Source organism: Robiginitalea marina, from assembly GCF_024006985.1.
Lineage (GTDB): Bacteria > Bacteroidota > Bacteroidia > Flavobacteriales > Flavobacteriaceae > Robiginitalea > Robiginitalea marina.
The window spans coordinates 19,040-44,767 of record NZ_JAMXIB010000010.1 but is presented as its reverse complement, the minus strand read 5'-3'; the positions used below and the strand labels follow the sequence as shown (position 1 = coordinate 44,767).

The 25,728-nt window shown below is 41.4% G+C and carries 27 protein-coding genes; 19 read left to right on the top strand and 8 right to left on the bottom strand.

The window, feature by feature from the left end; genetic code table 11:
• Positions 1 to 7: 7 nt before the first annotated feature.
• Positions 8 to 1,132, bottom strand: coding sequence for a hydrogenase small subunit (locus NG653_RS11910; RefSeq protein ID WP_252741935.1), 1,125 nt, complete (start codon positions 1,130 to 1,132; stop codon positions 8 to 10).
• A 149-nt stretch (positions 1,133 to 1,281) separates the two neighbouring features.
• Between NG653_RS11910 and hypA the strand changes: the two genes are divergently transcribed.
• Positions 1,282 to 1,623 carry a hydrogenase maturation nickel metallochaperone HypA gene (hypA, locus tag NG653_RS11905; protein ID WP_252741934.1) on the top strand — a complete coding sequence of 114 codons (342 nt, stop codon included), beginning with the start codon at positions 1,282 to 1,284 and terminating at the stop codon, positions 1,621 to 1,623.
• Between the two features lie 9 nt (positions 1,624 to 1,632).
• On the opposite strand, the gene NG653_RS11900 is transcribed toward hypA, so the two are convergent.
• Positions 1,633 to 1,992 carry a hypothetical protein gene (locus NG653_RS11900; protein ID WP_252741933.1) on the bottom strand — a complete coding sequence of 120 codons (360 nt, stop codon included), beginning with the start codon at positions 1,990 to 1,992 and terminating at the stop codon, positions 1,633 to 1,635.
• Positions 1,993 to 2,001: 9 nt separating this feature from the next.
• On the opposite strand from NG653_RS11900, the gene hypB reads away from it, so the two are divergent.
• The 5 genes from hypB to NG653_RS11875 all read left to right on the top strand — a co-directional run bounded on the left by hypB (position 2,002) and on the right by NG653_RS11875 (position 6,005).
• Entirely contained in the window at positions 2,002 to 2,610 is a 609-nt protein-coding gene (hypB, locus tag NG653_RS11895) for a hydrogenase nickel incorporation protein HypB (RefSeq protein ID WP_252741932.1), read from the top strand.
• Between the two features lie 2 nt (positions 2,611 to 2,612).
• On the top strand, positions 2,613 to 2,870 hold the full coding sequence (locus NG653_RS11890) for a HypC/HybG/HupF family hydrogenase formation chaperone (RefSeq protein WP_252741931.1): 258 nt from the start codon (positions 2,613 to 2,615) through the stop codon (positions 2,868 to 2,870).
• A gap of 11 nt (positions 2,871 to 2,881) precedes the next feature.
• On the top strand, positions 2,882 to 3,541 hold the full coding sequence (locus NG653_RS11885; RefSeq protein ID WP_252741930.1) for a leucyl/phenylalanyl-tRNA--protein transferase: 660 nt from the start codon (positions 2,882 to 2,884) through the stop codon (positions 3,539 to 3,541).
• A 12-nt stretch (positions 3,542 to 3,553) separates the two neighbouring features.
• Positions 3,554 to 5,320, top strand: coding sequence for a tetratricopeptide repeat protein (locus NG653_RS11880; protein WP_252741929.1), 1,767 nt, complete (start codon positions 3,554 to 3,556; stop codon positions 5,318 to 5,320).
• A gap of 94 nt (positions 5,321 to 5,414) precedes the next feature.
• Positions 5,415 to 6,005 carry a RidA family protein gene (locus NG653_RS11875; protein WP_252741928.1) on the top strand — a complete coding sequence of 197 codons (591 nt, stop codon included), beginning with the start codon at positions 5,415 to 5,417 and terminating at the stop codon, positions 6,003 to 6,005.
• 77 nt (positions 6,006 to 6,082) lie between these two features.
• Here NG653_RS11875 and NG653_RS11870 read toward each other — a convergent pair whose 3' ends face one another.
• Positions 6,083 to 6,487, bottom strand: a complete 405-nt coding sequence (locus NG653_RS11870) for an InlB B-repeat-containing protein (protein WP_252741927.1) — start codon at positions 6,485 to 6,487, stop codon at positions 6,083 to 6,085.
• A gap of 706 nt (positions 6,488 to 7,193) precedes the next feature.
• Here NG653_RS11870 and NG653_RS11865 point away from each other — a divergent pair.
• The 7 genes from NG653_RS11865 to NG653_RS11835 all read left to right on the top strand — a co-directional run bounded on the left by NG653_RS11865 (position 7,194) and on the right by NG653_RS11835 (position 16,074).
• Complete coding sequence (locus tag NG653_RS11865; protein WP_252741926.1) at positions 7,194 to 8,462, top strand: tyrosine-type recombinase/integrase; 1,269 nt, start codon at positions 7,194 to 7,196, stop codon at positions 8,460 to 8,462.
• A gap of 12 nt (positions 8,463 to 8,474) precedes the next feature.
• A complete protein-coding gene (locus tag NG653_RS11860) occupies positions 8,475 to 9,347 on the top strand; it encodes a hypothetical protein (protein WP_252741925.1) in 873 nt (290 codons plus the stop codon).
• Positions 9,348 to 9,561: 214 nt separating this feature from the next.
• Positions 9,562 to 9,852, top strand: a complete 291-nt coding sequence (locus tag NG653_RS11855; protein ID WP_252741924.1) for a helix-turn-helix transcriptional regulator — start codon at positions 9,562 to 9,564, stop codon at positions 9,850 to 9,852.
• A gap of 319 nt (positions 9,853 to 10,171) precedes the next feature.
• A complete protein-coding gene (locus NG653_RS11850) occupies positions 10,172 to 11,602 on the top strand; it encodes a hypothetical protein (RefSeq protein WP_252741923.1) in 1,431 nt (476 codons plus the stop codon).
• Positions 11,603 to 11,925: 323 nt separating this feature from the next.
• A complete protein-coding gene (locus NG653_RS11845; RefSeq protein ID WP_252741922.1) occupies positions 11,926 to 14,079 on the top strand; it encodes a BspA family leucine-rich repeat surface protein in 2,154 nt (717 codons plus the stop codon).
• 216 nt (positions 14,080 to 14,295) lie between these two features.
• Entirely contained in the window at positions 14,296 to 15,699 is a 1,404-nt protein-coding gene (locus NG653_RS11840) for a BspA family leucine-rich repeat surface protein (RefSeq protein WP_252741921.1), read from the top strand.
• An 18-nt stretch (positions 15,700 to 15,717) separates the two neighbouring features.
• Positions 15,718 to 16,074: a hypothetical protein gene (locus tag NG653_RS11835; RefSeq protein WP_252741920.1), complete on the top strand. Its 357-nt coding sequence runs from the start codon at positions 15,718 to 15,720 to the stop codon at positions 16,072 to 16,074.
• 392 nt (positions 16,075 to 16,466) lie between these two features.
• On the opposite strand, the gene NG653_RS11830 is transcribed toward NG653_RS11835, so the two are convergent.
• Genes NG653_RS11830 through NG653_RS11820 form a run of 3 tightly spaced genes read right to left on the bottom strand, consistent with a single transcriptional unit; the run spans position 16,467 to position 17,665 of the window.
• Positions 16,467 to 16,754, bottom strand: a complete 288-nt coding sequence (locus NG653_RS11830; protein ID WP_252741919.1) for a helix-turn-helix domain-containing protein — start codon at positions 16,752 to 16,754, stop codon at positions 16,467 to 16,469.
• Between the two features lie 11 nt (positions 16,755 to 16,765).
• Complete coding sequence (locus NG653_RS11825; protein ID WP_252741918.1) at positions 16,766 to 17,248, bottom strand: hypothetical protein; 483 nt, start codon at positions 17,246 to 17,248, stop codon at positions 16,766 to 16,768.
• 3 nt (positions 17,249 to 17,251) lie between these two features.
• Positions 17,252 to 17,665: a hypothetical protein gene (locus NG653_RS11820; RefSeq protein ID WP_252741917.1), complete on the bottom strand. Its 414-nt coding sequence runs from the start codon at positions 17,663 to 17,665 to the stop codon at positions 17,252 to 17,254.
• A gap of 620 nt (positions 17,666 to 18,285) precedes the next feature.
• On the opposite strand from NG653_RS11820, the gene NG653_RS11815 reads away from it, so the two are divergent.
• The 5 genes from NG653_RS11815 to NG653_RS11795 all read left to right on the top strand — a co-directional run bounded on the left by NG653_RS11815 (position 18,286) and on the right by NG653_RS11795 (position 21,291).
• Positions 18,286 to 18,720 carry a hypothetical protein gene (locus NG653_RS11815; protein WP_252741916.1) on the top strand — a complete coding sequence of 145 codons (435 nt, stop codon included), beginning with the start codon at positions 18,286 to 18,288 and terminating at the stop codon, positions 18,718 to 18,720.
• A gap of 8 nt (positions 18,721 to 18,728) precedes the next feature.
• Positions 18,729 to 19,178 (top strand): hypothetical protein, encoded by a 450-nt coding sequence (locus NG653_RS11810; protein WP_252741915.1) that lies wholly within the window; start codon positions 18,729 to 18,731, stop codon positions 19,176 to 19,178.
• A gap of 9 nt (positions 19,179 to 19,187) precedes the next feature.
• Entirely contained in the window at positions 19,188 to 19,673 is a 486-nt protein-coding gene (locus NG653_RS11805; RefSeq protein WP_252741914.1) for a hypothetical protein, read from the top strand.
• A gap of 223 nt (positions 19,674 to 19,896) precedes the next feature.
• Complete coding sequence (locus tag NG653_RS11800; RefSeq protein WP_252741913.1) at positions 19,897 to 20,310, top strand: hypothetical protein; 414 nt, start codon at positions 19,897 to 19,899, stop codon at positions 20,308 to 20,310.
• 231 nt (positions 20,311 to 20,541) lie between these two features.
• The gene (locus NG653_RS11795; RefSeq protein WP_252741912.1) at positions 20,542 to 21,291 is read left to right on the top strand and encodes a hypothetical protein; all 750 of its coding nucleotides are present in this window, start codon (positions 20,542 to 20,544) and stop codon (positions 21,289 to 21,291) included.
• 403 nt (positions 21,292 to 21,694) lie between these two features.
• Here NG653_RS11795 and NG653_RS11790 read toward each other — a convergent pair whose 3' ends face one another.
• Both NG653_RS11790 and NG653_RS14780 read right to left on the bottom strand, forming a co-directional pair.
• Positions 21,695 to 23,113: an FAD-dependent oxidoreductase gene (locus NG653_RS11790; protein ID WP_252741911.1), complete on the bottom strand. Its 1,419-nt coding sequence runs from the start codon at positions 23,111 to 23,113 to the stop codon at positions 21,695 to 21,697.
• Between the two features lie 8 nt (positions 23,114 to 23,121).
• On the bottom strand, positions 23,122 to 23,952 hold the full coding sequence (locus NG653_RS14780) for a polysaccharide deacetylase family protein (protein ID WP_305882148.1): 831 nt from the start codon (positions 23,950 to 23,952) through the stop codon (positions 23,122 to 23,124).
• Positions 23,953 to 24,000: 48 nt separating this feature from the next.
• On the opposite strand from NG653_RS14780, the gene NG653_RS11775 reads away from it, so the two are divergent.
• Positions 24,001 to 25,665: a glycosyltransferase family 39 protein gene (locus NG653_RS11775; protein ID WP_252741910.1), complete on the top strand. Its 1,665-nt coding sequence runs from the start codon at positions 24,001 to 24,003 to the stop codon at positions 25,663 to 25,665.
• Positions 25,666 to 25,728 lie beyond the last annotated feature (63 nt).

The following is a 25,728-nucleotide window of genomic DNA, read 5'->3' as shown; positions in this document are numbered from 1 at the left end:
TAGGAAGCTATGATTCGAATTTTTTCTCGTTTTCCCTGGCAGTACGGATGCTGTCCCTGAGCTCCTTCCGCTTGGAAATGTTTGCTGCGATTGCATGGGCCGCCAGGCCTCCGGCGAGGACCCCTGCAGCAACTTTTCCTATGGTGTCTGCAGAACTTTCTATGCCGAAGCCGGCCAGGCCGGTCATCCTTTCATAGAACGGGCCATTGTCCCAGAAGTCTTCTTCGCTGCAGCCGATGCACCCATGGCCCGACTGGATGGGGAAACTCACCCCGTTGTTCCAGCGGATGGTTCCGCAGGAGTTGTAGGTCATAGGCCCCTTGCACCCTACCTTATAAAGGCAATATCCTTCCTTGGCGTTCTGGTCGTCGAAGGTTTCGGCGAAAAGCCCGGCATCGTAATACGGCCTGCGGTAGCAGCTGTCGTGTACGCGTTTGGCATAGAAGGCCTTGGGCCGTCCGATATTGTCCAGTTCTGGCAGGCGGTCAAACGTGATCAGGTGGACGATGATACCCGCCATCACTTCTCCGATGGGCGGACACCCGGGGACCTTGATGATCGGCTTGTTCTTGATGATCTTGTCGATGGGGGTAGCCTGGGTCGGGTTGGGATAGGCGGCCTGCACGCATCCGTTGCAGGCGCAACTGCCCCATGCAATGATAGCTTTGGCGCCTTCGGCGGCCTCGATCAGCAGGTCCTTGGCCGACCTGCCCGCGATACAGCAGTAGTTGCCGTCATCGCCCATAGGCACGGAACCCTCCACGCAGAGGATGTACTCCCCTTTGTATTTCTCCATGGTGGCGTGTTTGGCAGCTTCGGCCTGGTGGCCGGAGGCGGCCATAAGGGTAAGGGTGTAATCGAGGGAAATCTTATCCAGGATGATGTCGGCCACAATCGGGTGGTCGGAACGGATAAAGGATTCACTGCAGCAGGTGCATTCCTGGTAGTGCTCCCAGATAACCGGGATGCGGTGGGTGGTTTCCAGGGATTTGGCAACTTGTCCAATGGCGGAGGTTTCGAGCCCCATATACGCCGCAATATAGGTGGAGAACTTCATGAAGTCCCGCCGGCTGTACCCCTGTCTTATGATGCTCTCATAATAGGTTTCCTGAGTGTTTCTTTCAAAAGCCATCTGAATGCCAGTTAGTTAAAAAAATCAGTTTCGGGTTGTTAATCATTAAAAGTATACTACCTTAAGGAGGGATAACATGATAATTATCAGGGTTGAGGTAATTTTTTTCGGCTAATATTGAGGTTTAACCTCCAGGACCCCCGGGAACAATGCACGAATTATCCATAGCCATGGGCATCGTCAAAATCGCAGAAGAAGAGGCCAGAAAGGCTGGTGCCAGCACTGTGGAGGTCATTGAACTTGAGATTGGCACCCTGGCCGGGATCGAATTGGAATCCCTGGAGTTCGTCTGGCCGGTGGCGGTCAGGGAGACGGTCCTGGAAAAGGCGGAAAAGCGCGTACAGGTCATTCAGGGCAGGGCCCGGTGCATGGATTGCGACACCGAGTATGAAATGGAACATTTTTATGACCCCTGTCCCCATTGCAGCAGCAACCTGAAAGCCATTTTGCAGGGGAAGGAACTGCGGGTCAGGGCCCTGGAAGTTGTTTAATCGAATTCATTAAATGTATTTACTATGTGCGGAACTTGCGGATGCGGAAGCGAAGAAGGAGGCGTGAGGATCCTCCCCCCCACCCATGGGAGGGAAGGGCATGAAGCTTCCCATGAACACCTCCATGGGCATTCCCATGGCCATGATCACGGACACCACCACCATGACCACGACCACGGGCACCTCCACGGTCATTCCCACGATCATGATCACGACCACGGACACCACCACCAACACGCCCATGATCATGGGCACCACCACCACGGCCACTCCCATGACCACCACCATCACCACGACCACGGGGAGGGAACGACCACCCTGGCCCCCAATAAAAGGATCCTTGAGGTGGAACAGGACGTGTTGCAACACAACCAGGTCATGGCTGCGCGAAACCGCGGCTATTTTGAGGCCCTGAACATTTTCGCCCTCAACCTGGTGAGTTCCCCCGGATCGGGCAAAACAGCCCTGCTCGAACGCACCCTGGCCGACCTGAAGGAAACCCTGAACTTCTATGTGATCGAAGGGGACCAGCAAACCGTCAACGACGCCAACCGGATCGCCGCCCTGGACGTACCCGTAATGCAGATCAATACAGGCAAAGGCTGCCACCTGGAAAGCGACATGGTCTTTGAGGCCGTTAAAAAGCTCGGGATGAAGCCCGATTCCATCCTGATGATCGAGAATGTGGGGAACCTGGTCTGCCCTTCCATGTTCGACCTGGGGGAACAAAAGCGGGTGGTGATCATCAGTACCACCGAAGGGGAGGACAAACCCATCAAGTATCCGGACATGTTCCACACCTCCGATGTCTGCATCATCAACAAGATCGACCTGATGCCCTACCTGAATTTTGACCTGCAACGGCTTAAGGACTATGCCCTGCAGGTGAACCCGCACCTGCAATTCTTTGAGGTTTCGGCCACCACGGGCGAAGGGATGGAACCCTGGTATGCCTGGCTCCGCAAACAACTTGAAAAAAATCAGTAGCGATGTGTCTATCCATTCCCGGAAAACTGCTCGAAGTCACCCAAACCCTTGACGAAACCTTCCGGCTGGGCCGGGTTTCGTTCGACGGGGTGGTCAAGGAGGTGAACCTGACCTTGGTGCCGGAGGCGAAGACGGGCGATTATGTAATGGTCCACGTGGGGGCTGCCATCGCCATTGTGAACGAGGAAGAAGCCAGGAAAACCTTTGATATTTTGCGACAGCTCGGGGAGTTGGATGACCTCCATGCCGGTGAAACCTGAGATACCCCGACATGCCCTATTTTGAACTGAAAAAAGGAGACCTGAACTTCCCCCCGGCCCATTTTGCCGACCTCGACGGGTTGCTGGCCGTCGGGGGCGACATGACCGCAGACCGACTCCTGCTTGCTTATCAGAATGGCATTTACTATTGGCACCACCCCATGAAACACGTCCGGTGGTGGTCCCCTGACCCGCGGATCGTGCTGGAATCCGGGGGCGGAACGGAAACCGAAAGCACGCCTTCCGGCTTTCAATCGACTGTAAACACCGCTTTTGAGGCCCTGCTTCGCCTTTGCCAGCAGGAGAATAACGACCCCGGGGCCATGGGCCCTGCCTGGTTGTCGGAACGGATGTTCCGCATTTTTTCGGAACTGGAAGGCCAGGGGCTGGTACACTCCCAGGAGGTCTGGGAGGATGGGGAACTCATAGGGGGGTTCTTCGGCATTTGCCTGGGGGACCTTTGTTTTGGGGAATATTGTGCAGGAAAAAGCAATGGGGCGGCCGAATATGCCATCCGCGAGGCTGCCCGCTCGCTGGCCGGAAAAGGGATCAGGTGGATGGACCTGCAAAAAGAAACTGCCCGTTGCGGGGACCTTGATTACCGGGAATTGTCGCGGGTGGCCTATGTGGACCTGTGCAGGCAGGCCACAGACAGGCATAAACGGGTTTAAAAACACGCTATCATGGAATCACTGGAAGAAAATATTCAACGCGCAGAAGCATACCTGAGGTCCTCCAGGCCAGACCTGGCCGCCCCCCTCTATGAAAAGTCCCTTCAGCAGGCATCTTCCGGTCCGCTGTGGATGCACCTGAACAACACCCTTGCCCGCCTGAAGGAGTTGCAGGGGGACCCCGGGGAAGCCCGGGAGCGATTCCTCCAAACCCTTGGAGGCGCCCCGGATGACCGGGAACCGGAAACGGAACACCAGAAGGGGATTGCCCTGAACAACCTGGGCCGTTTGTCCCTGCAGGCAGACCCCAAAGCCGCCCTGGAATACTTCGAGAAGGCTGTAAACACCTACCAGGACCTGGCCGACAAAGACCCGCGGTTCAACCCACACCTTGCCCATTCCTTCATGGCCAGGGGCGAGGCGTACTTCCTGCGGAAAAAGTACTGGTTTTCCAAAAAAGACTACAAGGCCGCCCTGGCCCTGCGGTCCGGGAGCGACCACGCCCTGGACCCCGATATGCGGGCGCTTGCCCATTACCAGCTGGGGGCTAATTACACGGATGAATTCAATGCCTACGACGCCCGGACCCAGTACCGCAAGGCCCTGGACCTGTATCGGGCAGGCCTTGCCGGTGACCCCGGGAAATACCGGCCCCTGGTTGCCGCCTGCCTCAACAACCTGGCGGTCGTGCATATCCAACTCGAAGAATATGAGAAGGCGGCATCCTATTATGAAGAGACCCTGGAAACCTACCGGGAACTTGCCAGGCAAAAGCCCGGGGTTTTCCGCCCGTATCTGGCATCGACTTATGCCAACCTCGGCATTTTGTACGCCGACCCGATGAAGCGCTTTTCCGATGCGTACCAGGCCAATGCACAAGCCCTGGAGATTTATGCGGACCTCGCAGCCCGGAGCCCCGAGCGATATACCCATTACCTGGCTACGGCCTACCACAATGCCGGGATCTACACCCTGGAGACCCCTTCCTGGCCCCAGGCAAAACCCTTCCTTTCCAAAGCCCTGGCCACCCGTCGGCAACTGGAGGAAAAGCAGCCAGGGGTTTTTGGGGCCGATTTTTGTGCTTCGGCCCTGAACCTGCTGGAGTTTTACCAGCGGATGATCGAAGAGCGGCAGGAACTGCAGTATAAAGCTGCGGGCCTTGAACTGCTGGAGGAATCCGGTGCATTCCTGGAATCCCTGCAAGGACATCCTGCTGTGGAAAACATGAAAACCGATTTTGCCTATTTCCGGAAGTATTTTGAGGCCGTGGACGAAGAAACCATAAGGACCCTGGACTTGCTGCGGAAAATCCGGCAATGGGATGAGGAGATCGACAGCACGGTAGACCTTGCCGAAAAGGAAGCGTTTCAGGCCAGGATCCTCAAAGAATTGCAGGCCTTTCAAAAGGACTACCCGGAGAATGGGGTTTTGCGCCGGCCGCTGGCGCTGGCCTATAACAACATGGCCTGGCTGCGCCTGGCCCAGGGGGCTCCTGGGGAAGCCCGGGTTTTGCTGGACCAGGCTTCCACCCTTGGCGTCGTCCTGCCGGCCCTGGACTGCAACCTCGCACATTGCGACCTGCTCGAAGGGCATTCGGCCCGTGCCCGGGAAACCTACCTTGCCGTGGCCTCCCTGAAAAATGAGTCCAACAAGGCTTTCGGGGAAATCATCCGGGATGACCTGGGCAGGCTGGAAACCTATGGGGTCTTGCCGGGCACGGCCCGGGAGGTGCTGAAGGCAATGGGCTTTCCTGCTGAGGGGATTTCCCCTGCGGTGTAAAGGCACCAGTTGCCTTTTCACGAACCCCGGGCATTTTACCGACCGGTTTTCACTGGCGGCGTTGTATCTTTAGGCAATACTAACCCTTTGCATTATGAAAAACATCCGCTACCCTCTTGCCTTATTTCTGATTTTTCTGATTGCTTCCTGCGGCCGGCAGGATGCCCCGCCTGCCCCCCCGGCGCCTGCGGCGCCCATGGCAGAAGCCCCTGAAGCGGGCTACAACCCCGAAGCCCGTTTGGCGGAGCTGGGCATTGCCCTTTCGGTCCCGGCCAGCCCCGTGGCCAATTATGTCAATGCCGTACAAACCGGCAACCTGTTGTTCCTGGCGGGGAAAGGCCCGAAAAAAGAAGACGGGGAGTATATCACCGGTAAAGTAGGAGAAGACCTGACGGTGGAGGAAGGCTATGAAGCTGCAAGGCTGGTAGCCATCAACCAGCTGGCCGTCCTGAAGGCGGAACTTGGTAACCTGAACCGGGTAAAACGTATCGTCAAAGTCCTTGGGATGGTCAATTGCGCACCTGGTTTCGGGGACCAGCCCGAGGTGGTCAACGGGTTCTCCGACCTGATGGTTGAGGTCTTCGGGGAACGCGGCAAACACGCCAGGGCTGCCGTGGGTATGGCATCCCTCCCGAGGGGGATCGCCGTGGAGGTCGAGCTGGTGGTGGAGGTGTATGGGGAGTAAACCCTGAGACTGATCTTGCTATTTATTGGAGGACAGCCTCCTAAATCTTGATTTTTTAACTTTGGATATTCTGCAGGTTATTCTTCAAGAGCTTTAAAAACGGCGGTGATTTTAATGGATTTTACCGATTCACTGATATAGCACGGGATTATTAGTTTTGGGTTTTCTGTGTCTTTCGTTACAGAAGTGACCAAAGACGATTTCCATTCTTCGAAAACATACCCTTCGCGGGGAATTGCAAACAAGCGGATGACCTTCGTCGGCAGCAGGCCTCCCAGTCCTTCTGAAGAAACGTATTCGGTTCTTTCAATACTTCCCGCCCCTTCAGGGGAAACGGAAGTAATGAGTTCAAAAGTCCTTCCACAGGTAGGGTCAACAGAAATATCGTCGTCTTCTGAACTGCAGCCCGAGAATAAAAGGGTTGCCAGAAGAACCAGCAGAGGGTATTTGAAAGATCGTATAAGCATTTCGGCGGTTTCCATGACTCTGGATTTTCATTCAAGGTACGCCAGTACAAAAGGGAATTCAATGATTTGAGTCAATCGCAGACCAGGGACTGAACCTAAAGTCCATCGTGCACCGTGGGCTTGGCAGGGGTTGTGCTTATTGGAAGCCCCGCCAGGAGATAGCTGCGCTGCGCTTGCTGTTCCTAACAGGGGCTCAGTCTGAAAATACCAAAACACCCCGCCCTGCTTCGCAGTGCTGGATTTTATTTCTCAACCCCGCTTTAAAAAGCAAGCTTTCTACGCGGCCCTCCGGAAATAAAATACCCCGGCTCTCGCCAGGGTGTTTTGGTGCTTATTTGTAGCCCCGCTAGGAGATAGCTGCGCTGCGCTTGCTGTTCCTAACAGGGGCTCAGTCTGAAAATACCAAAACAGCCATCCCTGCTTCGCAGTGCTGGATTTTATTTCTCAACCCCGCTTTAAAAAGCAAGCTTTTTTCGCGGGGCCTCAAAATAAAATACCCCGGCTCTCGCCAGGGTGTTTTGGTGCTTATTTGTAGCCCCGCTAGTACTAGAACCTTCGAATCATACTGAATTTAAACAATACCTCGTTGAATTGTAAAAGACAGTTAAACAGTAATATAAAGCCCTACATTAGAATTTATTTTCATTGAGATGCATTTTTGTTTTTAAAATGTCGGGAAAATATCGGGAAAGTTTTATCTTGAGGTAGTTTCTTACGCATTATGGCAAACATCAAATATTTGGTTAAGTCTAAAAAGAATCCTGCAGCTATCTATGTTAGGTTTTATCAGGGTAGGGGAGTCGATATTACTTCTAACACAAGCTATATTGTTAATCCCAAACAATGGTCGAAAAGGCTACAACAGGTCACCAATACTGCTGGAAGTACCTTAGACCAGGTCTTAAATCCCAAGCTCAAAAAATTAAAGGACTTCATAGTTGCGGAATACAATGAACAATTCGCTGATGGAGGGAACTTTGATAAGAATTGGCTAGATAGAACAGTCGCAAAGTTTAATAACCGTCCCAAAGACAATCTCTCTGATCCAAACGTTTTTTTCATTCCCTTCATTGAAAAGTTTATCGACGAATCTAAATCCAGGATAAATCCCAATACGGGAAAGATTATTAGCAGACGGACTATACAGAAGTACGAAACTACCTTAGTGCGTTTAAAGGAGTTTGAATTGCTCCACAAGATCCGTATTAAACTATGGGATATAGATCTCGAATTTCATAAGGCGTTTTTATCATTCCTAAAGCTTGAAGGTAATTATGGTAATACTACTATCGCAAAATACTTGACTCAGATCAAGGCCTTTTGCCGGGAAGCAAAAACTTTAGGCTTGAAAGTAAGTTCTGAATTTGAACACCGCAATTTTACTGCAAGAGCTGAGAAGACTATTGACGTATATCTCAAAGAGAAGGAGATCGACCTTATCTTCAAACACGATTTTTCAGATAATCCAAGACTAAATAATGCCCGCCAACTTATGATTATAGGTCTTTGGACGGGCTTGCGGATTTCTGATCTAAAAAATATTCACACTTATAACATCACAAATGAGGAAATCCAAATCTTAGATTCTAAAAAAACCGGTGGTCATATCATTATACCAATTCACCCTCAAATAAAGTCCGTCCTACTGGAAAATAATGGAGAACTCCCGAAGACTATTTCCGATCAAAAGTTTAACAAGTATGTAAAAGAGGTATGCGAGGAAGTCGGTATCAAAGAGGAGGTGATTGGTAAGAAAATGAATCCGGAGACAAAGCGAAAGGAGAAGGGCTATTATCCAAAATATGAATTAGTCACTTCGCATACTTGTAGACGAAGCTTCGCTACCAATCTTTATGGAAAGTTGCCTAACCAGACCATTATGGCTATTACAAATCATATATCTGAACAGCAGTTTATAAATTATGTTAAGACTACCCAGGAGGAACATGTTGAGAGGGTACGGGAATACTTCAATAGAAAGAATAAGTAGTCTTTAATTACCATGAGCGATAACACAGACAAATTCAGCAATCTCTTCATAAACAATGCGGCTGGCCACAAAAGAAGCGAATTAAGAAAGAGCCAAGGAATGGAATCCGAGCATCCATTCCAATGTTTAGATAAGTATCTCACATCAGAACACGAGGGGATCATATTCAAGAATTTTGATGAGGGATTTGAAGTTTTCATGCAGGCAAAGCAGGATTTAGCGGCTTCAATGGATCGATTCCAATTTGAGATCTCCTTACTCCAGGATCACAGGTCTAAATACCTTAATGCGGTTGTGGGTATCCTGCTGAAATATATTGAAGATATTGAATCCAATCTTAAAGATGGCTTCGTTGGATTTTTTCCAAATGAACTAAAGCTCTGTCTTCTCACCTTAATTAAAACAACCCTTAAAGATATCTTTATTGGGTACCACCTGGAACTTAGTAATAGTCATCATTCCACATTATCAAAATGGTTTTTTCTAAAGGAGCCCGTTCGCTCCTTCGTTTGGAAACACTTCCCAAATAATGAAAGGCTGTGGAAGTTGTATGAAGAATATCTTATAAAACCTGGATTTGTTAGTTCTCCAAGCTTGACATATAAAAAGTCCTTTCAAACCTTCAAGGGTTTATTTGAAGGTAAAGTGCTGGAGGATAAGGTAAATTGGATTGGAAGTAAATCCTCCCTCTATTACTTTATTAGACTGCTTAAGGACAAGGAAGTTATCCGGAACCCTAAAAATAATCACTGGATTATCACCTCCGAGTACTTCTTACTGAAGGGCGAAACACTAACTCCAGAAGATTTTCACAACCAGAAAGAAACCCAGAATAAAGAACAACGAAAAGCACTGGAATATTTCGTTAGTCATCTTATCCAGTAAATCCACACTCTTACTAAAAAGTTTTTTTTGGGGGGGACCCAAAGTAACTACTCCACGTATTATCAAAGCGGCTTTATTATGTTCTTGATAATGAGGGTTATAATTTGTGTCATTACTACTCTAATCGCTCTCTTCTCTTAGACCGAAAATAGAGCCTGCCCCCGCCGTCCTTTTTTGCCAATCTTTGCTTCATAAACCTTTAAAAATCAGGATTATGAACAACAAATTAATTCTTTCTCAGATCTCGGTTATGGAGCTTGGCGAGATATTAAAAGAGAAGCTAAACGAAGCCCTTAGAGAGGCGCAAAGCTCCAAGGACAACAAGAAGCTCACAAAAGAGTATTTAACCCGTCAGGAAGTCGCAAAAATGTGTGGTGTTAAGTCTATGAGCACTCTTTGGGACTGGAATCGGAAGGGGCTTTTAAAACACTACTACAAAGCTGGCAGGAAACCCCTCTACAAATACGAAGATGTGATTGAATTTTTGACTAAGAAAGCTGCATAGTCAGCAGAACAATTGCAAATTAAATTAAGTATAACCAGTATCTATAGAGTTCCTCCTTCGGAGGACGCCAATCCTAGCGCTGAACACGCCAAGGTGGTCCAATGATACGCCAAAAAGGAAAAAACAATGTTCAACTACTTCAAACATGCTACAAGCCCAAGGTACGTGCCGGCAGTAGCGCCCCCATAACACTTTCATTTTAGATTTTTTTGGAGATATCAAAGCAAAATGCTCAATGGTCAGCAATGAGCATAACAGGATTTCTCTGCCCAAAATGAATCCCATTTTTTTATCAATTATTAATTAAAAATCAATAGCATTGAAAACTATAAATAAGAATAACGAAGCGATTAATGTGTACCTCCCCAACAAGCTTTTCAAGGATTTGAAAGTAGCTATAGAAGAACGAAAAACCAGGGGAGAGGAGCCTAAGTTACAACTAGCCCAAGCTGCCTATTTTGCAAATTTGGTGGTTTATCTTCCTTTTACGAAGAAGGACCAATACGAGGATAAGTACGGCTGGGTGTCCTTGTGCTCTGAAATCTTGAATAGTATTGGTAACTATAGTGATTATATGGATTTTCTGGTGGAAAGGGAGATTCTAGAACGCCATCCGAAGAATTACAGCACAATTTCAAGGAAATGCTATAGGTATCGCCTGGCTGAACGTTACAGAAACCACGTCATTACGAGGGTGCCTGTCGAATCTCACAAAAGCTTCGTTAAGGCGAGAAATATGGAGTTAGAAGAACGAAAACGAAGAGCCGAAGAATCAACACCACACCTCACAAAATGGCTGGACCCAAACAAATTTGACGTGGATTATGAAGCAGCTATGGCCTACATTAGAAAAGAGTACCAGGGAGAGGCCTTTTTGGGTAAGAAGAATAAGCGAATAATAGCCATAGAGAGTCTAAAGGCAAAAGATTGGGGTTATAGTCGTGAGGGGAAAGATGATCGCTTACACAGCCTCATCACAAGACTGCCGAAGGACCTGAAGAAGTTTGTCACATACTCGGATTTTGGCCCCCTACAAAGTTTAGATTTAAAAAGTAGTCAACCCTTTATATTCTCTTCTATAATTCAAAATCAAATTATAAATAAAACAACATTACCTAAGAACAAAATAACAAAACACTTTTATAAGCCTACTATACCCTCTACTATGTTAGAACAAAATGACCGGATCAATGATCTAGGGGCTTTGCAGGGTTTTGTCTATGAAGTTTTGTGCGGGAAGTTTTATGAGAACTATGGTCAGATTCTATATGAGGAGGGAGTTCTTATGAAGAAGGTAGATCAATCCTTTTACTATCATGGGACTACCGATAAAGGAAAAGAGATGATGGACTATAAGACCCTGAGGGATGCCGGTAAGAATTTAATCATGAGGACATTCTTTTCGCACTATGAAAACCGTCATAATTACGTAAGGGTATTTGAAAAGCACTATCCTGAACCCTTCGCTGTTATGCAGTTGATTAAAGAGTCAAAGCCAGATGAGAAAAACTACTTCTCATTACTGCTACAAAATATTGAAGCAGACTTTATACTTAATTATGCTACGAGAATAATAGCGGAAAAGCATCCTGAAATTCCACTTTTTACTATCCACGATAGTGTTATTACGCCAGAAGTCTATTTGGCTGTGGTTGAGCAGGAATTTCGCCAACACCTTCAGAATTATTTTAGCCTTTCGCCACAGCTATCTCTTGAAAGCTGGTGTAAAGATTGCGAAGTAGCAGCCTGATATTAGTTCAATATATGTTTAGAAATACCGACAAATATTATCGGTCAGCAGCAGAGCTTTTTCATAAGCTCTTTTGCTGTTTTTGCAAGCTTCAATAATCTTGGAAAAACTCAGAGATTGGGTCTATAAATTAAATCCTGTTTGGTCTTTAACTTCCTTTGGGGCTAACACCAGAAGGATTTGTTCTTATGCTGCAGTTGTGAGGTCCATTTTTTCTCGAATAGGTTGGCAGCAAAATACCTGCAATACATTGCAGGTAATTTTTATCATGTTTTTAGAGGATTGCTCGTTATACCTTCCAAGGTTATATACGCCAACCCTTTATGAAATCATACCTCCCCTTACTCGTTCTAATCCCCATTCTATTTTTCGGTTGTACTAAGGATTCAGATTCTGATACGGATTCTAACCCCACACCTACTCCACCAAAAACCTATACTCTGACGGTCTCCATTTCTCCAACTGAAGGAGGAACCGTAACCCCATCAAGTGGAACCTTTGAAGAAGGTAAAACCCTTTCCCTCCAAGGAACTCAAAATGAGTTCTATCAGTTCAAAGAATGGACAGGGAGTGTTCAGAGTACTAATAACCCTGTATCTATTACAATGGATTCCAACAAGAGTATCACAGGAGTTTTTGAACTTTTAGATTCAGATAATGATGGAGTAACTGATGACATAGATAACTGTCCTGAAACCCCTGAAGGAGAAGAAGTAGATGAAAATGGCTGTTCATCGTCTCAAACCGATATCGATCGTGATGGGGTATATGATAGTGTTGATCAGTGTGACAATACTCCTGAAGGAGAGGATGTAGATGAAAATGGTTGTTCTCTATCTCAAAAAGATATGGACGAAGATGGGGTAACCGATGATATTGACCAATGTTCCGATACCGTATTCGGAGAAACAGTCGATGAAAATGGTTGTTCAGATTCACAGAAAGATACGGATGGCGATGGAGTTACTGACGATATAGATCAATGTAAGGATACACCAAACGGTGTTCAAGTAGATGAAAACGGATGTACTGTTACTAGTCCCATTTATTTGGATTCGAACGGAACAACTATTAAGTGCTACGATTGGGGGCAGATTGGTCAAACAGGGGAGATTAATGGAGTAGCTTACACTATTGTTGATCGTAACATGTTAAATCAAATGGTAAACGATATAAGAAACGGTCAAGAAGTAGACTTTAGTAGGGTTTGTACTACCAAGGTGTCTACAATGGAAAATCTATTTCTTAATCTTCAGATTAATCAAGACATAAGCTCTTGGGATGTTAGTAATGTAACCAATATGTCAGGAATGTTTGAAAATTCTACTTTCAATCTGGATGTAAGTTCTTGGGATGTTAGCAATGTCACTAATATGTCACGAATGTTTAGGGGCTCAATGTTCAATCAACCTGTTGATTCATGGGATGTTAGTAATGTTATTTTAATGAGTGATTTGTTTTATGAAACACCATTCAATCAACCTATTAATTCATGGGATGTTAGTAACGTAAGCCATATGGATCGTATGTTTTCCGGTTCACAATTCAATCAACCTATTGATTCATGGGATGTTAGTAATGTTATTTATATGGCTGGAATGTTTTCTTTTTCCCAATTCAACCAACCAATAGGTAATTGGAATGTTAGTAGTGTGACTGACATGTGGGGAGTTTTCCAGTATTCGCTTTTCAATCAACCCATAGGTGATTGGAATGTGAGCAATGTCAATAGAATGACTTTTATGTTTCACAATTCGATGTTCAACCAACCTATAGGTAATTGGAATGTGAGTAATGTGACTGATATGGGTTATATGTTCAGTGGTTCAAAATTCAATCAACCCATAGGTAGTTGGGATGTAAGTCAGGTTACTAGTATGCAAGGAATGTTCATATCATCCCAATTTGATCAATCCATCGATAACTGGAATGTGAGCAATGTCAATAGAATGACTTTTATGTTTGAATCTTCAGTATTCAATCAACCAATAGGTAATTGGAATGTGGGTAATGTTACTACTATGGATAGAATGTTTTCCTATTCCCAATTTAACCAGCCAATAGGCAATTGGAATGTTAGTAATGTGATTTATATGGAGGGAATGTTTTCCTTTTCCCAATTCAACCAGCCCATAGGCAATTGGAATGTCAGTAATGTGACTAACATGAATAATATGTTTAGTAATTCAATATTCAATCAACTCATTGATAATTGGAATGTGGGTAATGTGATTCATATGGAGGGAATGTTTTCATTTTCCCAATTTAATCAACCTATGTGTTGTTGGGATGTTAGTAACGTTTTGAATATGAATGATATGTTTCGTGAATCACAATTTTTTAATCAAGACTTGAGTGGTTGGGATGTTAATAGTATACGTGGTCCATTTTTCGGTGTACAGTATTGTTTAAATTTTAGTTATGATACACCTCAATGGACTCGACCTAAACCCAACTTTTTATACTGTTTTGATTAATTTTTCATAACGCCCGATACCCAATAGAATATGACTTTTCAATTAAGCTCTTTTTTAGATGAAGAGATTCATTTCAATATGCTTGCTATTTTTCTCTTTCCTTATCCAATCCATTCTCGCTAAAAGGAATGTCAACAATACATTGCATGTTGTCACTTGCTTTGAAAAGGAAGAAATGATCATAATATCTTCACCAATTCAATTAACCATCCTATTATGAAATCACACCAATCAATACTCCTTATAATATTCATTTTTATTGTCGGTTGTACAAATGATTCCGATACTAATACAGATTCAATAACATTCTCCTTAACTATATCGGTTTCCCCTGCCGAAGGTGGAACCGTTACTCCTTCAAGTAGAACTTATAATGACGGCACCGTTGTTAGGATTCAAGCCACCCCTTCAATGGGATATTCCTTTATCGAGTGGACAGGAAGTATTCAAAGCGCTCAAAATCCTTTGGATATCTCTATGGATTCAAACAAAAATATCATTGGGATTTTTGAAAAGCTTCCCGAAACAGATGGAGCGGTTTACTTGGATGATAACGGCGTTACTATTAAAGCTTATGACTGGGCTGAAACTGGTGATACAGGTGACATAAATGGAGTTACCTATACGGTTGTGGACAAGCAAATGTTGATAGATGCTGTCGGAAATTTTCTGAACATCACAACAGTCTGTACATCTAAGATTACTAACATGGAAGGGTTGTTCAGAAATGCTGTTCGAGATTTCACTTCGTCCCATACTGATATTAGAGGCTGGGATGTTTCTAATGTAACGAATATGGAAGAAATGTTTGCATATGCCCCTCAAAATCCTGAACGTCAATTTAATCAGGATATCAGTTTTTGGGATGTTAGTAGTGTTACTAACATGAAAGCAATGTTTGCCGGAGCATTGGCATTCAATCAAGATATAGGCCCATGGAATGTTAGTAGTGTTACAGATATGAGCAGGATGTTCCAGGGTTCTAAATTTAATCAACCCATAGGGAATTGGAATGTAAGCAATGTAACTGATATGAGTAACATGTTCGGTTCTTCCAAATTTAATCAGCCCATAAGTGATTGGAATGTAAGTCAGGTTACCGATATGCAAGGGATGTTTGCTGAAGCTTCGTTTAATCAGAATATAAACTCATGGGATGTAAGTTCAGTGACCACTATGCAATATATGTTTACCAGTTCTCAATTCAATCAACCAATTGGTAATTGGAATGTGAATAATGTTGTAACGGTGCATGCCATGTTCTATAATAGCTCCTTCAACCAAGATATTAGTAATTGGGATGTTTCGAAAGTTATTGATATGAGTCTTTTATTCGCTCGTTCTCAATTCAACCAAGATTTGAGCAATTGGAATGTAAGCAAAGTGGAGCGAATGGAAGCTATGTTCTTACTTAACCCAGCATTTAATCAAAATATAGGTTTATGGGATGTAACCACCGCAAATAATATGCAAGGCATGTTCCAAGAAGCAATATCCTTTAACCAAGATTTGAGTTCTTGGAGTGTAGACAACGTGATAGAATGTTCCAGTTTCAGTGATACTACGCCTCAATGGGTGCTTCCCAAGCCTAATTTTACAAATTGTTCACCCGGATACTAAAAATTAAATCTAAACCAAATGAAAAAAGTAGTACTTGCATTTGCATTAGTTGCCCTTATGGGGTGCAGTAAAGATGATGGACCTCAATATGAAGAGGAAACCTGTCTGTTCTGTACAAAGTTTGAAACCGTTTATACCTATGTGCCTAATCGCTTGAATTATACATCAGGTCCAGAAGTAGTTTATGAAGATTGTGGAGTACCCGGTGATAACAACCGCCCCATAGAAGGATCGGGTTATATTCCGGAATTTTATGTTTATGAAGGCATTGTGTACTTTTCAGAAATAGGAGTTATTGATGCTGCTAGTAGAGGAACCGATAACAGGGTTTACAAGTATGTTATTAGTTGTATTGAAAGAACATTTTATGAATAAGATGTTATATAACCTATGGCAAGCATACGTGAGCGGTTTGAAGGCAATCCCAAAGCGAAGTATTACAGATTTTATTAATAGGTGCCCGAAAAAGATGAAGTATCTAAAATTGAATTTCTCGTAAACCTCAAAATCCAAATAACACAACCCCCCTTAAATGGGGGGTTACTTATCTTGGAAAAACTCCGTAATCCTCTGTGCCCTATCTTGGGAATCAAACTCCACAATCACCATCAGGCCGTCCACATCATACACCATACCTCGACCATCAGACGTGTCGAACAGATAGCGACCACGATCCCACAGGATCTCCCACCGCTCATTCGCATCTAAGGCCCAAAAGTCATCTCTTGTCATGGCTCAAAATAAGGCCCTAAGACTGCAAAATCATTTCAGTTTGGGGTGTTTATCCTTAAGAGCGCTTTTTCGACCTCAGATCGCTTGTAATACACTCTACTGCCCATTCCATAGCACGGAAGCTTGCCCTTCTTTGACCAGTTCCAGATCGTTGATAGGTCCACTTTGAGATACTCTGCTACTTCCTTGCGAGTCATTAGCTCGTCTGGCTCTTTAGGTTGAAGATTGGTTTTAATGGTCTGGAGCTCTTGTTCAATATTTTGTAGCCTATCAAGAATTTCTTCGATAGCCTTAGGAATATCTTCAATTCGGAGCTTCACCATATAAAATTTTGTTAGTCTGCTTCCCCGTAAATTTTCAGTCTAAGCTCATACCTGTCCTTGAATCGACCTCCGGCTTGGAATCCCCAACTCCCCTGGCAAAAGTCTACATCAAATTGCTCCGGTGTATCCTTTATAATGGCAAAGGCGAAAACGGGCTTGGGATGTTTTCTGTATTCGACAAGCTCCTTTGAGTAGGGCATAATTTTATAGTCGATTGGCTCTTTAGTCCGAAAGTAGAACTCCATGGTTGAATTGTTGGGGTGGCAAGCTCCGCAATACTTTTTGACCATTACCAACTTCCCTCTATTTGCTTTCTTAGCTTGCTCAAAATGCTTTTGAATGAATGCCAGGAACCTGTACTTATCAAGACCCATAAATACGTCTTCCTCTTCAAGGTGGGGTTCAATGATCCTTGCGTTTAGATTTTCACAGGCCTCGATGAATTTTTCTCTAAGGAGTTCTGCTCTCTCCTGCTGCTGCCTTACTCTTTGCATGATTTAGTAATAGCGTTTTATCCTGGAATTAGAGGTACTCCAGCCGGAGCTTGCATTACAGGCGTATATGTCTTTTAACTGGTCATTTTCCCATCGAATGACATAAGCGAACTCAGGAGTGCTCCTGTGGGCCCAAAACTCATACGTTAGTGCCCCAATGGAACAAAGCTCGCATCTACCCTTCTTAATTACTGTTTGCTGTGCGCCTCGTTTTTTAGCATTGTCAAAGTTCTCCTTCAGTGAGGCCAAGAAGCGCCACTTATCTTGCTGATCAAAGCAATCATCCTCTTCTATGAAAGGTTCAAAGATTGAGGCATTTAAATACTTACATGCGTACATGAACTCGAACTCTATCCTGGATGATTTTATGCGGGAAGTGTTGGGAGCAATTTTCAGTTTAGCGACTAAGGATTCCATTATGGTAGAGTTTATTCATTATTGGGTGCCTCTATAATCTGAATCTTTGTATTCCTGGCTATTCCTTGGAGTGTTTCAATGACTCGTCGTCCACCAGCAATCTCAAAATTTAGTCCTTCCTGGTAGTGGGTTTCCACATCGAAATTGCAGCCTCTTAGATAGGATTTGAGCTGGTAAATTAATGCCAGCTTTCCTAAGTCAGGATTGCCCGAAACGGTAATAGTAATGCAGTTTTCAGGATCAGATGACATTAAAAATTCTTTAACCCCTTAAATATTAGATAATCCCTGATAAAATCCCAGTAAATGCGATGAGTGGATTGCATCCTTGGATTAATAGATAGTTTATCTATTACTTATGACAAATTTCCAGCCGGATGAACCGACAAATTATAATAGGTAACGGGTATGACAGAGCTCCTGGCTTTGAAACTAAATACAGTCACTTTGTCGATTAGTATTTGAAGAAAGTCCTAATTATTTTAAAGAAAGACAATTCATACTTGCTATTAGATTATGTCAATTACGGTTTTCCTCTTTGATGTCCGTGATTATTGTCATAGATTTTTAAAAGTGCATTGAGTAGATTCACTTTCGATTCCCTGTCAAATATAAGCATCCATGAGATTCCTATTTGTCATAGCCTTCCTCTCGGTTTCTTTTTCTTCCCACTGCCAAATAGGAAAAGCAAAATCATATGAAAACCCCACGGAAGTTGGAAGACTCTATGGGGGTAAACATGTTTTGGCTTATCACGATATAGGGGGTGGAAGGAGACAATATATCCTCTCATTTTGGAATGAGGAATATATCAATGTTCAGGACGTAAAGACGCTCAGTTTTGAGGCGACACAAGAGGATTTCGATTATTTCTATAGTTTCTTATTGGAAGGATATAAAGCTAATAAGGTGAGGTCATTGGAGGTAGGGAACGCTGAATTAGTTACCTATCCAGATAATCTCGGTTATATGGATGTAGGAGTTAATTTCAAGGATGGAACCACGGGGAAACTGATTTTCTCAAAAAGACAGTTGGCTAAACTGTTTGGCAAATAATAGAACTTATGCGGTCCAATATACTATTGCTATTATTAGCTTTATTGTCCTCCTATTTAAGTTCTGCCCAAATTGGTGAGGTGGTGACTGGTAGAAAGGGAACTTTAATTGGAACAGGGAATGGTAAAATAGATGGGCTCCCCGAACTTCGTTTGTATAAGATTAATGGTGAGGATTACTATGTTATTACATATAGAAACTCCGAGTATAATACATTTATCGATTTACAGAGTTTTGGATTTTACGCTACTCCACAGGAATTAGAATTTTTGTATAATTTCATTCGAGATGGATTAAAAAGCGAAGAACGAAGGACGCTTAAAGTTGGTGAATCAACTCTTATGACAAATAGATTTTTGTCCAGACAGGTTGCAGTTCATGTGTTTCAAGTTGGGAAACCAGATACTTATTTCTTGTTAAATCAAAATTGGCTTGATAGACTATTTGGAAAGAAATAGAAATTGGATATGTTGAGAGTTTTGTTAATCGTTTTAACATTATTTAGCGGTGTAACCCTTTTAAGAGCTCAAGTGGGTATAACTACTGTTCTTAAAGAGGCGACTATTGTAGGAAGTGCATTTAAGAACGATGGTTGGCAGCAGCCTGTGACCCTTGAATATATTGATACAGAAAAAGGCAGAAGGTATAGGCTATATTATCAAAATGAGGAGTATTTGGGTAGTTATTATTCAGATTCAATAATAGATATCAGGAGTATCTATTTTTATGCAAATGAGCAGGAACTTGAGTATTTGTACAACTTTCTCTATGAAGGTTTAAGCAATCCGAATCGTAGAGAATTAGAGATTGGGGATGCTAAAATAATAACCGAAATAACAACAGATAGAAACAGGCAAAAGGGTGTTGTTACATGTTTTGTTCTAAATAACGATGGAGCTTCAAGCTACTTTCGACTAACTAAAAAAACCCTGAATAGGGTTTTCGCTAAATAACCCCTCTAAATCACTTCAGAGGGTGTATTGTGAAAACAATCAAACATGTTGAAAGGTTAACGCAACAAAGACTAAAGTATACTATAGACCACTCCCTGCATCTAAATAAAATGGGAGACTTCGCATTTAAGAGGGGATGGCACATCACTTATAAAGCAGAGGAAGAAGGACGCTTCAGAAAAGCAAGGGTTTTGGAAGAGGCTCTTTGGTAATTTATAAAAGCATGGAGGCAGTTTTAAGAATAGTATTTGATTACTTGGCTAACAGTGTAGAAGAAGATAAGCGAAGGTATTATAATGTTCGCCTCAAAGGAATGGAGGCGCTGCATACTGAGGAGGATGTTAAAAAAGCTATTGTAAAGCTTTCTTCTTTAGGCTTAATTCGGGTAGATTTCCCTCCCAAATCTCAGTCATACATTATAAAGGAAAAGGAGTTTTATAGGGCTCAGGAATTGGGCTTTGAGACTTGGTTAAAACAACACGAAGTCAAGATTGAAAAAGAGCGAAAGAAAGCTAATTGGGACTATAAGGCCTCCTGGGCAAAGGCCAATACTTGGTGGCTCTCTATAGTTGCCATTGTAATTTCACTCGCCAGTCTTGGTTGGCAGATTTATGGGCACTATTTTTTGAAAGAATAAATATGAAGTTTATAGAAATTATCAAAATTAATTGAATTAATGCAGACCTGCATTTTGCCTTTCAGGAGATATAGTAAAAGAAATAATAGGAGTTTCTTATTACAAAGAACCACCTATCAACCCAATTTTAGGAGTAGTTTTAAAGCTGTTTTATCAGCTCTAATACAAATATCAATATTCGTTTCACCTTTCCTATTATCAGCACAGGCCATACGTAAATTTGACAGTCCTGTGAGAGTCAAAGTGAAAGGAAAACCCTATTTAGAAAGGGTGATTGGCGATAAAAGCACAAGATATGATTCCATTAAGAAGGGGGATATAGTTGAAGTAAAAGGAATAGTTATCTACAGTTACAGATTATATTTAGTGGACTTTAAAGATTGCCAAAACTGCTACCTTAAATATATCTTTATTGATGAGACTCCAGGCATAAATAATGAAATTGAGCAAATTAATGCTCGAGTAGTTAGGGAAGATAGTTTGGACAGGCTCGCTATTGAGGATGCTAAATTGGATCGAAAAAAAAAACGACAGCTTGATTTTAAAAATAACTGCCAGTATGAAGTTAATGAGATAGATAAATTCGACGGAAAGATTGTAAAAATATCGCCAGCTTATAATCTTCATAATGAATTTGGGCAGGGAAATTCTGGGCTAATTCTCAGGCTGTCAAAAGTTGGAGAAGAATATTTGGTGTCTTTTGAGACCCGCTATGATGTTGGCTGCACAAGCCCATACTCCAATAACCTATCCTTTGTAAAGGTGAAGCTTGAAAATGGCGACATCATTACATTCTACCATAGAGGAGATATAGATTGTTATGGTTTCAGATTATTTGGAAGGCTAACAAAAGAGGAAATGGCAAGATTAGTCAAATCCCCGATTGAAATTATTCGAATCCAAGGCACCGATAGGCAATATGACTTTGATGACATTGTACTTCGGGACATATTTCAGAGAAAACTCAGATGCATTGAATAAGTGAAGAATAAGATTGGATTTGAATTGCCGATTAAAAAATTCGCCCGGCAAAATTAGAGCAGGCTTCAATAATAGGTTTAGTTGGGCATTTAGATTGCTAATAATGCGGCAAATACGGTTTTCCGTATCCAACTGTCTAATAATAATCATACTTTTTTGGCTTGATTTGAAGCTACATCCTTCAGATTGTTTTGATTCTTTACAAACCATCATTTTAAAAAAACCTAAAATAAAATGAACATTGACATCCTTAGAGTCTTAATAATATTTTATCCAAAGAACAAACTAAGGTATGGTAATCAAAAAGAATATTTGATCAAATGCTAACTAAAGGAAACTCCAAAATTATCTGTCTTGAAGATAATATTTCATCGAGACTATATCTTATTTGCAAATGATAATTTTAATCTCTTAGTATTAAGTCATGAAAATAATCTAGATTTTGATACCAATCATTAACAGATTTTCCTTCTTGTAGGTTCGATGCAAGCATCCTGCCAATTCTTATAGATCTGTCCATATTTGATTGCATGAAAAAGCCTGACTTTCCCGCAATGTAAATGTTAGGATACTTCTCTGCCATTAATTTCAGTATTGACTTCACATTTTGCCTCCAGTTTATGTAATACATTGGATAAATATCCTTCACATTAAGGTGAAAATCATATTCAGATTGTTTATAATTCTTCTTCCTTAATAGACCAGCTTCAATTAGGTCTTGATAACATAACTTTACAGCCTCTTTAGTTGTTAAATCCCAAATATTATCATTTGGAGAGCAGGGTATTTCACAAATAATTCCTGTGATTTTCTCACTTGGATTCATTGAGTTTGAAAACCTTTTGGGAATAGAAACACGCCCGAGGGCATATTTTGTTTCGGGTAGGTAAAAGCATTCACCCGGAATTAAAACCTCCTCATCTGTATGAATAAAAACAAGCTTAAGGCCTCTAAATTTTACAGAGTTTACTAGGTCTATTTCCTTCTCCTTAAAATGAAGCTTATTAATAATGGCGGAAATTGGAACTGTGGATACTAAATAGTCGTATTCAATTACATTATCACTGTCATTTATGTTCAATATCAATTTATTTTGGTCTAAGCGGAAATCTTTAATTGATTTTAAAATCTTAACCCCATTTTGATTTGCAATTTTCTCAAGACCTTCTGGAAACTTACCTACTCCTCCCTCCAAATAATAATAGTATCTATCCGTGTTTTTTGTAATTAAGGAACGAAAGAATTGCTTGATAAGAGTTAAAGGGCCCACCATTGCAGATTGTCTCTTAATAGCAGAACTCGAGATAAGATTTGGGTTGCAATTCCAGAGTTTTATTGCATAAGGGCGATAGAATATTTTGTAAGCCCTATCACCTACATTTCCTTTTAACTCTTTTTCGTATCCAAGATCGATGTTTTTATTTCGAGGAGTAAAAATCTTTCTAACTCTACTATATATTAAGGAAAAAGTACAGGAAATTGATTCCCTTAAACCCAGTCCAGATAGAAAGTTTATAGACTTTAATGGATATCTAATGTATGATTTGCGAAAAACTAATTTACCAATGCGCTTCTTTCTTATTAAAAGGCCACCGGATACTTGGTCTACATACTTAAGAATTTCCGGCTCGACTTCATCATGAATTATATGCGATCCTATATCATATCTGAATCCGTTTCTTTCGATTGTTCTTAAAAGACCTCCAACCTCGTTTTCCTTTTCTATTAGTAAAACTTCACCCGGATAGGTTTTGCCAAGTTCAATTGCAGTTACTAATCCGGTAACTCCAGCGCCAATAATTACGTGCTTAAATTTTTCCATCAGAATCTTTAAACACTGATTTCGGAATATTCTTCAATAGAGGTGAAATCGAAATCATTGATAAGCTTTCGAAATTTTTTCATTGAATTTTTAGTATTATGATATAAGACAAATTTGTACAAAGGGCTGATTTTTCGAATTTTCACAAGTTTTGGGTCCAACTCCCATGGATGAAAATACATTATTATTGGTTGATTACATTTCTTCCGTAATCTTCTAATGAAATATTTAATAATCCCATAAGGTAATATTCTAAAATATATCCCTCCGCTAAATGGTATATTTATACCAAGTATCCGGAATGTTGAAGGAGGTATTTCAACTATGCCATTGATTCGGTGAATAATTCTTAGAGCTTTAGGATTGCCATACATCATACTACTAATAGGAAAAATACTGGAATCATATTTTATTTTATTTTTAGATAAAACATCCCAAAACCATTTCATCTTTGGTTTGTAAGACCACATTGGAGCTCGATAGCATTCAACAACTTCGCCACTGGCTTTAGAAATTTGCTGCAATGATTCTTTAAGATCTGATTCAAATTCAGATTTGGTTAGTTTGTAAGCCTTTTTATGTTTTAGACTATGAGATCCTAATTGATGGCCTTTCTCCTTAATACGTTTTACCAAATCGGGATTTCGTTTTGCAATTTCGCCTACAATAAAAAAGGTAGCCTTTGTGTCATTAGCATCATGAAGTTCTTTGAGGATAGCACTTACTTGATTATCGATCATCTTATTTAAGTCAGCATTGTGCTTGAGATCTTTGAATGCGGGTAATTCTAAAAAATCTTCGCAGTCTATCGTTAATATATTTTTTCCTGTAAGTGACATTTCTTTATTTTAAATAAAATCCTCCATTAAATATTATGTTTTAATTAGATGACAATCGCCTTAATTTTCCTTAATCTCCTTTTCGGCTCAACATTAGCACTTCTTTTCCTTAGTCTGAGACAGGAATTAAAACTAAATGGCATTCAATATGGTAATATTCTTCAATTATTATTTCTATTAATATTATTTATTCTCTTTAAGATCCCTTTTGATTTTACCTTCTTTAAAGGTTTGGAATATGAAGATTCCTATTTGATCAACGCATCATCACGATTTCTAGTTTATAATTTTCAAAATCTGGATTTCACATTTTCTGTCACCTCATGCGGAATTGGTTCACTTTCGCAATGCGAAATACGTTCTGTTTATCCCAGTAATCTTATGGGATTGCCTTCGATTTTATGGTTAATTAATGAGGTGTCCGGTTATAGCCCAATGAACATTTCATTACTTAACCTTGTGTTTGCATTTATGTCCTTAATTGGCATCTACTTTATTTGCTCCAAGATATTTAGTAGTTCTATTTTGGGACTTTTTTCTTCGGTGGTTTTCATTACAACACCAGCTTTTAATAGCTTCCATTCCTCTTCACTATTTGAGACAAGTGCAAGTGCTCTTATTGTTTTATCTCTATTACTATTTCTCATGTATTTTGAGAAAAACAATTCTAAAAAAAGCACATTGCTTTTCCTGTCATTAGTAGCTGTTTACATGCTAGCCATTCACTTTAAAAGGGAAAGTATTATTATTATATCATTCCCTGTTTTATTTATTCTGATAAGATTTTTTCAAAGAAGACAAAAGGAAAATAAAAAACCCCAGGGATTACTGCCTTTTTTGGTATTCTGTTGTGGCTTAATTGTTTATTATTTCTATGCTTTAAATATTGGTGCTAGTTTAGAGATGGAAAGTGAATATGCTTTGGGAAATCCATTTCAATTTAAATTCTTTAAGCCGTTGTTTTTTATGTTTATAAGAGGATTTTCCAATTTCAGTTGGTTTTTTGTTTTTTCTCCGCTGGCCATTTTGGGAATCATTTTATTACTAAATGATTCTAAAAAAAACCCATTACTATTATATCCACTATTGGTTTTCATATCTCTTCTCTTTATAAACACTATCCATCATAGAAGTTATTATTTTGTAAGGAGTGAAGTCGTAAATCCTTTTGAATCCTTAAGGCATATTAATTTATTATCTCCCTTTTTCTCCATTATTGTAGGTTATGTGCTTTATAAGACATTTCTTTTCATAAGAACCCGATTAAATAAGATTCATACGGTTATATCTATTTATTCTGTTGGATTAATTATTCTATCTTTTCTTTTCTATTTAACTCAAGAGTCAAGACAGGATTTAATTAACATAGAATTTAAAGAAAGAATTACCCCTATTATGGAACTTATTGAATTGACTGAACCTAATGAGGCGGTAGTCATAACAGATCAGACAATTCTTTTACAAAATTATTGTGATGAAAAGTTGCCTATTATAGATTTCAATATCGTGAGCAACTATTTGGTCTCAGAAGACATTAGAAAACTGACGGATAAAAAGAGTGTTTATTTCTTGTGGAAGGATTATTTTAATGAGAAGATATTCCAAGAAAGATATAAGAAGGCTTTTAGTATTGTAAATGATTTAAATATGATCACAATTAAAGAGGGCAATGGATTCGCTATTAAAAAAGTTATTAAGCAATCTTTAGAATAGTAATAAAGCCTTAAATGTTTGCGTTTTAAAGAGTGTAAGTTAGAAGTTAAGATGATATTTATC